Genomic DNA, 13,952 nt, shown 5'->3' on the forward strand with positions numbered 1-13,952 from the left:
TTTGCAATATTATTCATTCATTATTTGTTCTAGATGATGTTCTAAATGATCTACATAATCCATCATCAAAAACCTTAAATCAGAGAAATTATTTTGGTCTAATTCAATTTTATAATTCAGTGTTTCTTTCTTTTGAGCCTTTATTATATTTAGAATTCTAATGTTGATCGAATTCCAAAGTTCGAGGATCTCTTTGGTGTCAGAATTTTGATAATCATTAGCCAGTACCAGAGCACCCTGGTTATATTTTTTAATCTTATACGGTCTGTTTGCAAATTGAATTTCGGTAAACCTCTGTAGGTTATTGATTCCAGAATCTATTAAATGACCTAAAATCTCTTTTTTTGACCATTTTTCAGCAGATTCTTTAGCTCTAAGTTCCAATTCTGAAATCATCTCTACATATTCCATTCCTTTCTTCAATAATTGTTCAAGTTTATTGGTAGTTTCGGTCATTTCTTAATTTTACTTTATGAGTTTTTAGAGTGTTTTTTGGATGTTTCTTGTAAAACTAAATAAAACTTAAAACACCACAGTTTTTATAATTAGTGTATTGATTCGTTTATAATGATATGAACGAACAATGAATTACTGTTAATCTATTCTAAGATATTACTTATTTTAAAACCCATCATCTGGATATTTTAAAAATTCGATATCACTTAAACAATTGAATAGTTGACTTGCTATATAAGTTAATCGCTCATTTATTTTAAGAAATATATAATCATTTTCACCAAGCATCTCCAAGAACTCATCATTTTTAAATATAAACTTTACATCTTCAAATTCATATTCATAATATTTACCTTTATAATATCCAGCAGAATGGAGCACACAGTTTCTTAGTTTGCCACAAAAACTAATGAATTTTAGATCCTCTGCGTAGTTCTCTCCATAACAGTTATCTCGTCTCTTAGAAAGAAACTTAAATTTTCTTAGTAAAGGAATAAAAGAACTTTTTACAAGTTGATTAATGATCTCTTCTTTTTTATGAGACTCTTCAATAAGTTTAATAAGTCTAGTATTTAAATCTGTTACTATAGCTTTTGTAATTGCATCTGTCTTTAAATTCTCAAAACATAAATCTATGGTTACCTCAAAATTGGTAAAGGAATCAACAAATAGTTTACGATTAAGGTCATTATGAAATCCATTTGATAATAATGGGATGTCAGCGACTTCATAGACTTTTAAAATATGGGGCTGTAGGTCCATGATTTCAGCATCAAATTTGATATTACCATTTTTTATTTCGGTACTAATTTCAAAAAATACTTTTCCTAAATAAAACTCATTGATGATAGAATAAAGATTTTCGAAGTACGCTATTCTTATATCATTTTCTGGATAATCTAATGCATAAATTTCGTTTTTTATTAAATCCAGTACATTTTTTAGTTTATCGATATTCTTCATACTGATTTGCTATTGCCTAACATTTAATATATGTATCCCAGTAGAAGAAAATGTTACCTTAAATTGTAAAGAAATCTTTATAAATTTAGTTATGAAGTAGTTTTTTCTTTACAGTATTCGAATTGAGCTAAAATAAGTCCAAACAATAAATAGGAATTGTAAAGGAATTCTAAACCAAAGATAAGAAAGTCCATTTCCGCCGAATGTTCCTTTTTGATAATCTATTTGATGAATGGATGCATAAATATTCATCGGTAACATTACGAATAGAAAAAGAATCAAAGTCCATCCACTAATTGTTTTAGAATAGGGGACAAGTAGTCCAATTGCTATAAGAATTTCAAGAAATCCTGTCATATAAACAAGATTTGTTTTGAACGGAATAAATTGTGGGATCATCATTGCCATTCCCTTGGTGAAAACAAAATGTCCAATTGCGGTAAAACACAACATTACGGACATTGCTATCCTAGCTGATAATGTAAAGTCATATGCTGTGGTAACGATTTTAACTGTAAAAATAGCAATTATAAAAGTGGATAAAAGTACTATTAAGGGTTTCATATGGTCTTCATTTTAATTCGCTTACAAAGTTTGTAAATGATTTTAAAGTAGACAATGAACCTAAGTTAAGTAATTCGTTTACGTATTCGGCTCAAGGCTTGGGGTGTAACACCAATATAAGAAGCAATGTATTTTAGTGGAATCTGTTTTAATAATTCAGGACGTTCTAAGAATAAGTCCAAGTAACGTTCTTCAGCTGTTTTACTTAACAAGGAAACTTCTCTTTTCGACTTTATTAAATACATGTTTTCGGCCATTGTTCTTCCAATAAGATTTCCACTTTCAGTTTTCTTATAAACTTCTTGAAGATCTTTATAAGATATTCTCCACAGAGTGGTTTTTGTTAGTGTTTCGATTTGATAGAGTGAAGGAGTTTGTGTAATGAAAGAATCGTATGCAGTTACAAATTCGTTTTCAAATAGAAATCCAAATGTTAGGTCGGTTTCTTCTTTCGGGATATAAAACCTCACTATTCCTTCAGAGATAAAAGATAGGTAGTTCTCAATCATACCTGCTTTTATGAGAGTTGAATTTTTCTGTACTATTTCTTTTTGCAGTTTTGAAGAAAAAAAATCCCAATCAGCATGATTCATTGGATACAAATGATCAATGAATTTTTTTATTTCTTCCATGCTACGGATATTATTAGAAGTGAATTTCTAAGAGCTACTAAGGTAATAAAATCTTTAAGGAATTCTGTTTACTAATTTGGATGTAGTAATTTATATTTTTTCGCTCACTGATTTTAATTTTCTTTTTTTATAATGATTTTTAATGAAGTTGCTTAACGTTTCTTATGCAGTATGTTTGCTTCCAGAAAGGAGTATGTGTGATAAGTAAATTGTTGAGAGTCATTAGTTTTTGGATAAACTTTATCCATGTTTTATAATCAACATTGTAAGTTGAGCACTTATTTTGATGAAAAAAATCAATTGCAGCATCAGTTCCTTTATTTATGTATATATTCTTCAGATTGCGTTGAAACTCCGCTGCTCGTTTTAAATATTCTTCGTTATACCATGGTCTCAAAGGAACTTCTATTCTTGGAATCATACCCATATAATTTCGAAACTTATCTATGCATTGATATATTCCTTCGTTTTTGTTATTTCCAGTTAGAATATTTAAAGCTACATTTATAAGCCAATCATTATAAGGTAAATTAAAATCTATATTTTGTAATTGCTTAGTCATATATTCATCAGGATATGGTGTAATACAACTGATCCACGCTGCCCATGCCACACCTCTCCATCCAAACTTGATGAAATCCTCAAAGAGTTTCTCATCTATTGCACTTACCGACTTAAAGCAAAAATAAAAGAACTCTAGATGTTCACATTTAACAGAGTGATATTGTGTAATATACTCTGAGTGATAATCAATCAATGCTAACTCATCTCTCAGCCACTTTTCTGAACTTTTTTTTTGTCCGATTTTTAAGTAGTATGGAAAAATCAAAAACTCACGAAAATCTAAATAGTTGTATTCTTTAAACATCTTATTTAGTTTAGCTTTTTAGAAATGATAAACTGTTTTAGCGTATGATTTCGTTATGGTGTTACGTAATAAATTTAGCAAATAAATCACAGATAGAAGATCCATAAGTACTTTCGTTTGTAGATGGGAATAAGCAATTACTTTTAGACGGAGTTGTGTATTCTTTTATTTTAATAAATCAATTATCACATTTCCTCTTTTTCTCCCATTATCAACATATTCGTGAGCCTTTACTATTTCATCAAGTTTAAAGGATTTATCGATAAATGGTTTTAGTTTTCCTTTTTCAGCCATATCTTTTATCAACTTAAGATGTTCATTCTTTTCTTTTGTTAACATTTTAACTGAAACGAAAGTACCTCTTGTTTTAAGCACATTTTTTGCCTTTGATTTTGTTGTTTTTCCAACAGCATCAAAAATAATATCGAACCTCTCATTTCTCTGGGAATAATCTTCTTTTTTATAATCTATCAAACTTGAAGCACCTAAAGATTTTACCATTTCGAAATTTGAAGCACTACATACGCCTTTTACAGAAGAGCCTTTTTGATTAGCAATTTGTACGGCATAGCTTCCAACACTTCCAGAAGCTCCATAAATTAAAACGTTTTGTCCGCTTTTCAAATTAGCTTTCTCTAAAAGGTAAATTGCAGTCATTGCTCCAATTGGTAATGCCGCAGCTTCCTGATAACTCAAATTTTCTGGTTTTAAACCAACTACACCATTTTTCCATTTTTGAGGCAAGCATATATATTCTGCATACGAACCTGTATTTAGCATTGTTGTGGTTCCAAATACACTGTCACCGACATTAAATTCAGTTACGTTTTTCCCAATTTCTTCAACTATTCCTGCCAATTCGTGGCCTAGAATTTTTTTCTTTGGCTTGAACAGTCCAAAAATTAATCTTGCAGGAAGCCAAAACAAAGGAGGAAAATCGGAACTTCGAAGTCTAACATCTCCCGAAGTAACAGTAGCTGAATGTATTTTTACTAGAATCTCATCATCCTTAGGTTTAGGTTTATCAATGTCTTTTATTTTGAGAACCTCTGGTGGACCGTATTTTTCATAAACTATTGCTTTCATATTAATTTTTTTTGCTTTTTGAAATAAGACGTATTGTTAAATATAACAAACGTATCTCACCTAAAAGATAGCTATGTTTTGTTATCCAGTGTTGTGTATAGTTTTTCTTTTTAATATTTGAAATATTCCCAATATCAGAATTGCAATTATTACACCTTGAACAAATAATATACTAATCCCTAATAAGAAAGGATATATAAATTCAATATTTCCGTTTTCGGTTAAATAATCCCTATGATAACTCGTCGTAATTATTATAAAACGTTCAAAATATATTCCGACCTTCATACAAAACGCTATAAACATAACATACCAAAATTTTATTGCCATTTTTTTTATCATCAAAGTAAATGGTAAAATCAATGCAGCTATAAACATTATCCAGTATATAATTGCATAAGGTCCAACCGCACGATTAATAAATGTAGCTTCTTCGGGGTTAATTATAATAGTTACTAAGGATATTGTCCAAGTAATAAACGTATAAATGATTATTAACCATCTAATTAGATTTAAAGCTTTTTTCGTTTCAAATCGGTTTTTAAAGAAAACTTTGACTAGAAACAAAGTCAGAATTATTGGGATTAAACATTGAATCAGATTTACATCTATGATTTTTATGATTAGATCGTATAATTCCATTTTTAGATCTTATTATATTCTTGCTTACTTTGTGATGAGGAAGTCTGCTAAAGAGGAAATGTCGATAGCACAATGACCTCCATATAATGGATGCCATTCGGTCTTAATTCCTTTTGAGATGGCTATATTAACAAAAGCTTCAGTACCTTCATAATTGCCAAATTTGTCATATAGTCCACAAGATAGATACAATTCAGGAAAGTCGATATTGGCTTTCTTAATTAATTCAATTGGAGAAACTTTGTTCCATTCTTTTTCATTTGGTATATATTTTTTTGCCATTAAGTATATTCCAAGTGCAACTTTTGGGTCTGCCCCTGTACGTTTCATAGCAGCCTTTATTTTATCGAAGTCTGAAAATGGAGAATCTAAATAGATTCCAGGACATAATGATGCAACTTTCGAAAATAACTCAGGATGGCTAAGTCCTAAGATTAGAACATTTAGACCTCCCATGGATTCTCCAACTAAAATTCGGTTTTTAGGTTTGCCAATTTTAGACTCGATATACGTTAAATTTGATATAAAATCATTCATTAAGCCGCTACCTTCTTTAGAATTTTTAGGAGTGAGTAACCATTCAGGGCCATAGGAAATTAAGACCACCGTTGGTGGATTTACGTTTGATTTTTTCCAATATGACTGGATCAATGATGTATAGTATGTATCGTCATTCCAGATGGTATTGTCTAAATTTCTTCCATGAAAATGGTAAATGATATCTTGATTAACACCACTTTTTGCTTTATAAATAGAAAAATTCAGTTTTCCTTTTGTAAATGATTCTGATGCTGATGGGGTAAAGCTTACTTTTTGAACTCCATAGGGACTGGTTAGTTTTCCCCAAATTATATAAAAGCTACATATAGTGACTAGAAAAATACAGAAGATTTTAATTTTCCTTGAAGAGATATTCATTGATTTTTACTTCTTGATTATTGTGACGGACTTGTGTATGGGTCGCAGCGTACAAAGAGATACTAACTTTTCGGATTAACACAGAGCCTTCCGCCTAAGGCGGATTGTTTTTAACTTATCAATTTTTAAAAGCCAAATTTTTAATTTGGCGGACTTTCTAAACATACACAACCCTTTTGGTTAAACACTTATTAGCTATGTTTTATACAATGTGTTGTACGCTGTTTTTATTTTCTTTCAATTTTCACTAATCCTTGTCTAGTTGCTAAAAATAAATTCCCTTTATCATCAAATGTCATAGTCGAGATGTAAGAAGTTGGAATATCAGAATTTTCAGTATGATAATTTTCCCAACTACCATTTAAATCATACCTGACCAATCCAGCTCTATCCGTTGAAATCCAAAGCACTTTTTCGGTTTTGTCATATAGCACGCAAGTAGCATGATTAAAAGGCATACCTGAATTTTGAGTCGTAAATTGTTTGAAATTTCCATTTACTTCCCGAATAGCTATTCCCTCATCATTATTGACTTGCTTTTTGTTTTTTCTATCGAATTCATATAAGGTAAAATATAGGTTGCCATTTTCATCTTCATCCATTGATGTAATACACTTACCTTTTAAAACCGTAGACGATTTTTCAAAATTGGTAACTTGATTATTTTCATCAACCATTGCTGAACCATCATAAGTTCCAATCCAAATTCTGTTTTTGGAATCTCTTTTAGCAAATGAAACTCTTTCGCCAGGTAAGTCTTTGTATAAGTTCTTATCAATTTTTGACCATTTATCATCTTTAAGTATTGTTATTCCATTTTTTGAACAGAAAAAGAGTTCATCTGTTTTTGAGTTGTTCACAATATTATATGCAGAATTAATTCCAATTTGTGTTGAGTCATATTTTACCCATTTATCATTGTCAAAACTGTATATATTTTTTTTTGCATAAATCCATTTGACATTATTGTTATCTGTCGCTAATTCGTAATACCCGAAGTATTTACCTTTTTTAGAAATATTTTGTTCGGCATTTTTGAATTCTTTTCCATTAAAAGTTACTAAACCTTGGCTAACGGTAAGCCATATTAAACCATTTTTATCAACCGAAATATGGTCATTCCAATTATTAGGTAAATTTGAATTCTTCGAGTTCCAAACAGTTATTTTATAATTGCCTAAATTTTCGTTTTTGTAGACATAGGTGTCATTATAAATTTCTGGACTATTTGGTTTATCAAAGGATTTTTTGAAAGCCTCTTTGTCTACTCTCTCTATTTGTCCTATGATTTTGTTGCTATCTACTTTGAAAACAATATTGATTGAAGATTTTTCTTCTGTTTTACCATTTGTTACAGCAGGTTTCCAACTTTTGAATCGATTTAGCTCTTTAACTATTTTTCGTGTTATGAAGTTTTTTGATTGATCTGTATGACTTAAAACACAAGCACGTCCATTTGAATTGACAAGAACTTGAAACATAACAGCACCTTTAATACCAATTAAATTAAGTTCATCGTTCAATTTTTCCTGAAGTTTTGAAAATTCCTGTTCTACATAACCCGCTTTTGTATCTCCACAGTCAAGACAAAATCTTTCAGTTTTGCATTTGTCAAGTTTTACAGGGAACAGATTTTGTGCATTCAGAGATAAAGTAGTTAGAATAAAAATAGGTAGGGAATATATTTTCATTTATAGTTTTATTTTCTGGTTTAGGTATATTGCTGCCAACGATTCATGTATGAGTCGGAATGTTTCGCTAGGGCATCATGACTCCATACATCTGTGTTAGCAAATTGTTATTTTTTTATAATTGGTATAGATTGTTTTCCGATTGAAGTTTTGATCTCAACAAAATAGAAGCCTTTAGAGTAATTATTAAAATTAATGTATATTCTATTAATATTTTGATAATCTGATTGGTGGACTACTCTCCCTAGTTCATCTAAAACAGATATTTTGGCTTTATTTAAAAAAGTCTTAAAATCTATTGTAAAATTACCGTTATTTGGATTTGGATATATTTCAAAATTGTCCGCTAAGTGGAAATCATTTACGGTTAATACATTATTTTCTAATTTTAAAACAAATAAGTCATAATTATAACGCCCCCCTTTGGTATATAAATTATTGACTTCAGCACTTGGATCAAAATCCATTTTACCACCCATAAATCTACCTGTAACATACAAACTTTCCGAAGAATCATCCATAATCATTGAACGAGTAAGATGATTTAGAGAACTATTTGAAATTTGAGCTCCCCAAAGAAAATTTCCATTTGCGCTTAATTTTTGAAAGAAAATACCGCTACCATACTGTATGTCTGGAGTTACGTTATAAACCCCTTCATTTGGGTCCAAATCAGCATTACCATCTATGGATCCAGATGTATAAATATTTCCTAAAAAGTCTGTAACAATCACACTTGATTCTACCCAATCACCTTCTATCTGTTTTACAAACTTGAAATTACCATTAATATCTAATTTTAGGATAAAGGAATTAAGGGAATCACCGTAAACAGAACCATTTGTAGAAGTTAATATAGCTGATCCATTATTTGGGTTGAAATCTGTAGTTCCACTGAAATGGCCTGTAGAATATAAATTCCCAAAATCATCAACAGTTATTGATGAAATCCAGGGATTCCCACCGATTATATCTTTTGCCCACACAAAGTTGCCATTTTTATCTAACTTAACGATGAAACCACTATCTGAAGACGCTGAAGATGTTAAATTAAAAACACCATCATTAGGGTCAAAGTCTATTTGACCGCGAAAGGTACCTGCAATATAAATATTACCTAAATCGTCTAAAGTTGAGATTGTTTCTTTTCTAATATTACTGTCATTTTCGATGGTTTTTACCCAAATCAGTTCACCGTCAGAATTTAGTTTTAGAATAAAACTGTCTAAATCTGCATAACTTTCATCAATAGAGGTTAAATTCAATTCATTCTGTCCTAAGTCAAAATCAAGAGTTCCACGAAAATTTCCAGAAACATATATATCATTATTGTGATCTATGTTGATGGAGTGTGTTATTGAATTTCCATTACCTTCTATTTCCTTTGCCCAAATAAAATTACCATTCTGATCCAATTTAAGAAAGAAAGTTCCTATGCCGTCTAATTTAAATATTCCAGGACCTGGATCAAAATCAACTGCACTACTGTTATAATTTCCCGTAACATAAACATCATTATTATTATCTGTAACAATAGATTTGGCAAATTCTGTAGTATTATACTCACTCCCAATTTGCGTTTCCCAAAGTTTAGTTCCTTCAGAATCATATTTTTGAATGAATATATCGTTCGCTCTTATAGTAGACCAGTTTTGAATACCAGGTTCGTCTATAAAAAATGCCGTGGTATCTATTGCACCAGCAACATATATATATCCATTTAAATCGATAGTAATTGATTCACCTCCTAGTTCATTACCATATCCTCCTTCATTTCTTGCCCAACCAAATTTTAAATCTTGAGCATACCCATTGACACATCCGGAAATGAGTAGAATTATAAAATAAATTTGTTTCATAACTTCTTCAAATTTTAAACTATTTATGTGTGTGTTTTCTCGTTAATTATAGAAATATTTGCTAACGTTGCGTCTATAAATCGTTATATGGCGAAGCCATTATGATTTATACACCTTGTTGTGTGTTCGTTTTTTTTGTCCATTTAATATTCAAACCTCTCCTTTCCAGTTCATCGAAAAACTCGTCAAAAGTCGGAAAGTTAAGATTCTCATCAAATGCATCATATTCCATTCCATTGCAATATACTTTTTTAGATTTCAATGATTTTGAATCTGTTAAATACTCAATTCTAACCCATTTATATCCAGAAAGTAAATTTATACCAGTGTCATCTCGAAATATTATTCTTTTTATTCTGTCCAATCTAATCTTTTCTTCTCTTTTGAAGAATATGAATCGATTTATAATTAACATCTCCTCATCATTAAGAATAAAATCATTATTCATAATTCCGTAATAACTGTATACACCAACTAAAAGAATAACTGATGTAATTACAATAAAAATACTTGATAAATCTATGTTAATCAATTTTGTTTCAATTCCAAATGTCAATCCTAACCCCAAAATTGCGATCAAGATTAGAATTATTTTTAATTCTAATATGTGACTTTTGAATTCCATAATTATAAATAGATTTTTACTTCTAAATTTTGTTCGATAGACTTTATGAAGAAAGATTTTAGCTCATAGATATCATCATTTATATCTTTCAATTTGTAGTCCTCCGTTGTCCAAAATTTTAATATTTTTTCTGAATTCACATTAGGAACAAACTCTTCTCTGTTAAGTATTCTGCGTACTCTTTCGATTTCTTTTTTTAGTTCATATATTTTGTCAGATTGAAAGGTTTGTAATTCGTCTATCCATTTATCCGAATGGAGATCCAAATTCAATAGTATTGGGAATTCATTTTTGATATTTTTTGGTAAATGTCTAGAGCAATAAATAAGAAAGTTAGGAGCCATTTCAAACACAATTTCTTTCTTTTTGTTTAAAGCTTCCATCCATCTTCCCATAATTTTGGTTTTAATGACACACAACGTCTCTTGTATGGTGCGTTTGCTTCCCCAAGGGAGCATATGCATTATACAAATTGTTATAGGCTTTATTTAATAAATACCACTTCTATTTCATTTTTTGCTGAATTTGGAACAAAGAATGCGTGATATTTTGGTAAATACATTTTTTCAAATTCCAGCTTCATAGAATCAGTTATTTTCTTTATTCTTTTGCCATTTGAATCGTAAAATTTCGATGTGCGATTTAGCATTCCAAATTTAAGATAATCTCCACCGCAACTAGTAGATGTATTAAACTTCATTATCCCAAATTTACCCTTAAGTTTTAACTTGCCATTCTTATAATAGTAATTCCAATCTCCAACTTTATAATTATAATATTGCATACAATAACCTCCAGCGCAGCATTGAACATATCGCCCAATTAGATACTCACCTTCATCTTTAATTTGTCCGTTATCATAATAAGTTTTCCACAAACCAATTTTCAGTTTTGTAATTTCGCCGTTTTTGTCTTTTGCATATTCACCTAATTGATATTTCTCTTTATTTATGACTTGAAATTCTATTTCTCTCTCACCGTCATAAGTTTCATTTTGAAAAACCAATTTTTGATAAAAAACTTCGTTAAAATCAAAATTAGAAACTTTCGTTTCTCTGTCTATATAATTTTCGCTTTTACAACTTAGATTAAAAACAAATATAATTAGTAAATACTTGATTACATTTTTATAAGATTGTTCTATTGAAATATTCAAATTTAGTTCAGTTTAGTTGCCTATAACGGTCAAGTATACGAGCCGTAGCTGATTATAGTGCACTACCTTTCCTTTTCGCAATTTACTAAATTAAAAGCAATAGCATTTTGAGTTAACACCAAAACCGCTATTGCTTTTATACATTGTTACCTGCTTTTATTTTTCCTTTTGGTAGTTTTAGTAAGTCTATAATTACAAGATCTATTTTCCGTATATTCTATTTTGTGTTCGGATAGAAGTCGAACAATTATTTCTCGAGTTTTATCTTCGTCAAGTCCAATTTTTTCTCCAAGGTCTATTTCATTTAGCTGTCCATTATTTTGAACCAAAGCTTTGAAATATCTGTCTTTATTTTCCATAAGTAGTTTGTTTTTTTACAGCTATCATCATATGTGGACTAAAAGGCAGAAGATAGCTATCGTTTTCTGTGATTTTGATAAGCTCCAATAGTGTTTTTTGCTTTTTATTATTTAGCATATTAGTAAAGTATTCTTTGTCTAACCAAGCCATTCCTTCAATCGCATAAGTGTTAATGTGGGTTAATCCTTGATTTATAAACTCGTCTTTTAGTTGTTCAGGTTTATGATAATATGCTTCTGCTAAAAGCCAAGGGAAATCATCTGGTGGATTGTGTATTCCAGTTGTCAACTCTTCTTTGCACATTTTAAAAAACGAATTTTTATGAATAAGCCCATTTAAGAGACCAACTAAAGTTGATGCAGTGTAATTAATGGCAAAACCCAAAATAATTCCGTCACTTTTCAGAACTCGTTTAGCTTCGCTAATAGTCAATTCTCTATGTTCTTTTTTTTGCAGATGATAGAGTGGTCCGTGAAGTATTACTAAGTCGGCAAAATTATTTTTAAATTCTAGTTTTCGAGATTCGCCTAATTGAACGGAAAACTTGTTTTTTAATTTACTTGCTCTATCTTCGGCTAATTTGATATGTTTAGGAACTGGTTCCACTAAATAAACTTGATGTCCTTTTTTGGCAAGCCATTCTGAATATTTTCCTGTACCACCTCCAACATCAATTATTTTTAAAGTTGAGGATGATATATATTTTTCTATAAGTGATTTAACTCGTTCAAATTCAAATACTCCCATTCCTTTATTAAGTCTGGTTTCTTCTGATACTTTATTATAAAATAGTTCTATGTTTCTACTAATTAATTGTTTATGATTCATTTCTAATTATAGTATTATCACATATTGAAATGTTTAACACATTATGAAGTGATACAATCGATTTGTAATCAATTGATTTATTTAAAAGTCGATAAAATGATTTTATATGATTATCTGTGCATTAAAAATCAAAAAGATTTCTACGCATTAACTACTCCTTTTTTTTTGAGTTTGTCTTTTGAGAAAGACTCAGATAAATATGTTTAATAAATATAACAGGCTACAAATATAAAAATTCTGAAATTAATTTTTCTGTATTTGTTGATTTTAATTGCAGGTAACGTTTTGTGTATGGACAGTAGGGCGGATTCTAAGCGATTCACTTTCGATTAACCACTGAGCCAAAACAAACGTTTTTACTTTTAATTTTATTTCAATTAACGTCAAAACTTTGTTTTGGCGTAGCCTGCCCAAAGAACAGAACTTTCAATTTATCTCTAAATGCCCTATTGGTATACACCTTGTTAGGCACTGGTTTTTTTTATTTATCCCATATTTTTCGCACTAGTTTTAAAATTGGAAGTTTAGATACATCTAATTTTACTTTTTCCGATTCCTTGGGTATTAGTTCATTTGTATTTTCTTTCTCTGTTTTCTTATTTTGCTCAATTACTATGGCTTTTCCCTCTTTAATAAGTCTTTGACGCGTTACAAACCAATCTTCTATAATTGGTTGTTTTAAACCTGCACCTCCTTTATGAGGAAACTGAACATAATTTTCTGGTGGTTTAGGTAAATTCTGTTTGCACTCTTTCGAACAAAGATTTGCTAGCATTGGAATTGTATCAGTGCCAACGTGTGCGGTAATCCACATTTGATTAGTTGTTTCGTGTGTCAGTTCTTTTTCACAAACACTACACTTTAAATTGTCACCAATGTATTTTACAGGATTGTGGTCAAGTTTGGGGAAACCCATTCTGTTTTTAAAATTACCGTAAAGTGTTCTAGTACTTATACGACTATCTTTTAATTTTTTACATTTATAAATCTCAAAAGGGAACCAGTTTAAATCGTACGAAGTATAAAGGTCAAAATATTCGAGAGATTCCATTTGTCCAATTTCTGGAGGAATTCTCTTTAGATTACTTCCATAAAGTCCTACTTTCTTAACTTTTTTTAGTTTTCCGATTGATTCAGGAAGAGTGAAAATCTGAGCAAACAATTCGTCACCAAGAGCTTCTCTCGGAAGAAACTCGTCAGAACCGTTTTCAGCAACTTGGTCAACGTATTCACATAATTTTTTCCAAGCATCAGAATTTCTGTCCTGAACGTCATTTGGTATTTTTGAAATTCTTTTATTCATT

Annotated in this window: 15 protein-coding genes; all 15 read right to left on the reverse strand. The window is 30.1% G+C overall.

Going from position 1 to position 13,952, the window contains the following annotated elements; translation table 11 throughout:
- Window positions 1-9: 9 nt before the first annotated feature.
- The 15 genes from ABD077_RS18850 to ABD077_RS18920 all read right to left on the reverse strand — a co-directional run bounded on the left by ABD077_RS18850 (window position 10) and on the right by ABD077_RS18920 (window position 13,951).
- Window positions 10-456 carry a DinB family protein gene (locus tag ABD077_RS18850; protein WP_343913782.1) on the reverse strand — a complete coding sequence of 149 codons (447 nt, stop codon included), beginning with the start codon at window positions 454-456 and terminating at the stop codon, window positions 10-12.
- Between the two features lie 165 nt (window positions 457-621).
- Complete coding sequence (locus tag ABD077_RS18855) at window positions 622-1,419, reverse strand: hypothetical protein (protein WP_343913783.1); 798 nt, start codon at window positions 1,417-1,419, stop codon at window positions 622-624.
- 108 nt (window positions 1,420-1,527) lie between these two features.
- Window positions 1,528-1,983 carry a DoxX family protein gene (locus ABD077_RS18860; RefSeq protein WP_343913784.1) on the reverse strand — a complete coding sequence of 152 codons (456 nt, stop codon included), beginning with the start codon at window positions 1,981-1,983 and terminating at the stop codon, window positions 1,528-1,530.
- Window positions 1,984-2,048: 65 nt separating this feature from the next.
- A complete protein-coding gene (locus ABD077_RS18865) occupies window positions 2,049-2,615 on the reverse strand; it encodes a Crp/Fnr family transcriptional regulator (RefSeq protein WP_343913785.1) in 567 nt (188 codons plus the stop codon).
- Window positions 2,616-2,754: 139 nt separating this feature from the next.
- Window positions 2,755-3,483 (reverse strand): hypothetical protein, encoded by a 729-nt coding sequence (locus ABD077_RS18870; RefSeq protein WP_343913786.1) that lies wholly within the window; start codon window positions 3,481-3,483, stop codon window positions 2,755-2,757.
- 165 nt (window positions 3,484-3,648) lie between these two features.
- Window positions 3,649-4,569, reverse strand: a complete 921-nt coding sequence (locus tag ABD077_RS18875; protein ID WP_343913787.1) for an NAD(P)-dependent alcohol dehydrogenase — start codon at window positions 4,567-4,569, stop codon at window positions 3,649-3,651.
- Window positions 4,570-5,235: 666 nt separating this feature from the next.
- Window positions 5,236-6,129 (reverse strand): alpha/beta hydrolase-fold protein, encoded by an 894-nt coding sequence (locus tag ABD077_RS18880; protein ID WP_343913788.1) that lies wholly within the window; start codon window positions 6,127-6,129, stop codon window positions 5,236-5,238.
- A 227-nt stretch (window positions 6,130-6,356) separates the two neighbouring features.
- The gene (locus ABD077_RS18885) at window positions 6,357-7,820 is read right to left on the reverse strand and encodes a ligand-binding sensor domain-containing protein (RefSeq protein WP_343913789.1); all 1,464 of its coding nucleotides are present in this window, start codon (window positions 7,818-7,820) and stop codon (window positions 6,357-6,359) included.
- Window positions 7,821-7,927: 107 nt separating this feature from the next.
- The gene (locus ABD077_RS18890) at window positions 7,928-9,679 is read right to left on the reverse strand and encodes an SBBP repeat-containing protein (RefSeq protein WP_343913790.1); all 1,752 of its coding nucleotides are present in this window, start codon (window positions 9,677-9,679) and stop codon (window positions 7,928-7,930) included.
- 106 nt (window positions 9,680-9,785) lie between these two features.
- Complete coding sequence (locus tag ABD077_RS18895) at window positions 9,786-10,304, reverse strand: hypothetical protein (protein ID WP_343913791.1); 519 nt, start codon at window positions 10,302-10,304, stop codon at window positions 9,786-9,788.
- 2 nt (window positions 10,305-10,306) lie between these two features.
- Window positions 10,307-10,699 carry a hypothetical protein gene (locus ABD077_RS18900; protein ID WP_343913792.1) on the reverse strand — a complete coding sequence of 131 codons (393 nt, stop codon included), beginning with the start codon at window positions 10,697-10,699 and terminating at the stop codon, window positions 10,307-10,309.
- A gap of 89 nt (window positions 10,700-10,788) precedes the next feature.
- Window positions 10,789-11,460: a hypothetical protein gene (locus tag ABD077_RS18905; RefSeq protein WP_343913793.1), complete on the reverse strand. Its 672-nt coding sequence runs from the start codon at window positions 11,458-11,460 to the stop codon at window positions 10,789-10,791.
- Window positions 11,461-11,606: 146 nt separating this feature from the next.
- Window positions 11,607-11,819, reverse strand: coding sequence for a hypothetical protein (locus ABD077_RS18910; RefSeq protein WP_343913794.1), 213 nt, complete (start codon window positions 11,817-11,819; stop codon window positions 11,607-11,609).
- Entirely contained in the window at window positions 11,809-12,648 is an 840-nt protein-coding gene (locus tag ABD077_RS18915) for a class I SAM-dependent methyltransferase (RefSeq protein ID WP_343913795.1), read from the reverse strand. The genes ABD077_RS18910 and ABD077_RS18915 overlap by 11 nt, the downstream gene beginning before the upstream one ends.
- A gap of 481 nt (window positions 12,649-13,129) precedes the next feature.
- Window positions 13,130-13,951: a hypothetical protein gene (locus ABD077_RS18920; protein WP_343913796.1), complete on the reverse strand. Its 822-nt coding sequence runs from the start codon at window positions 13,949-13,951 to the stop codon at window positions 13,130-13,132.
- Window position 13,952: the final 1 nt, after the last annotated feature.

This window comes from Aquimarina litoralis (genome assembly GCF_039523995.1).
Lineage (GTDB): Bacteria > Bacteroidota > Bacteroidia > Flavobacteriales > Flavobacteriaceae > Aquimarina > Aquimarina litoralis.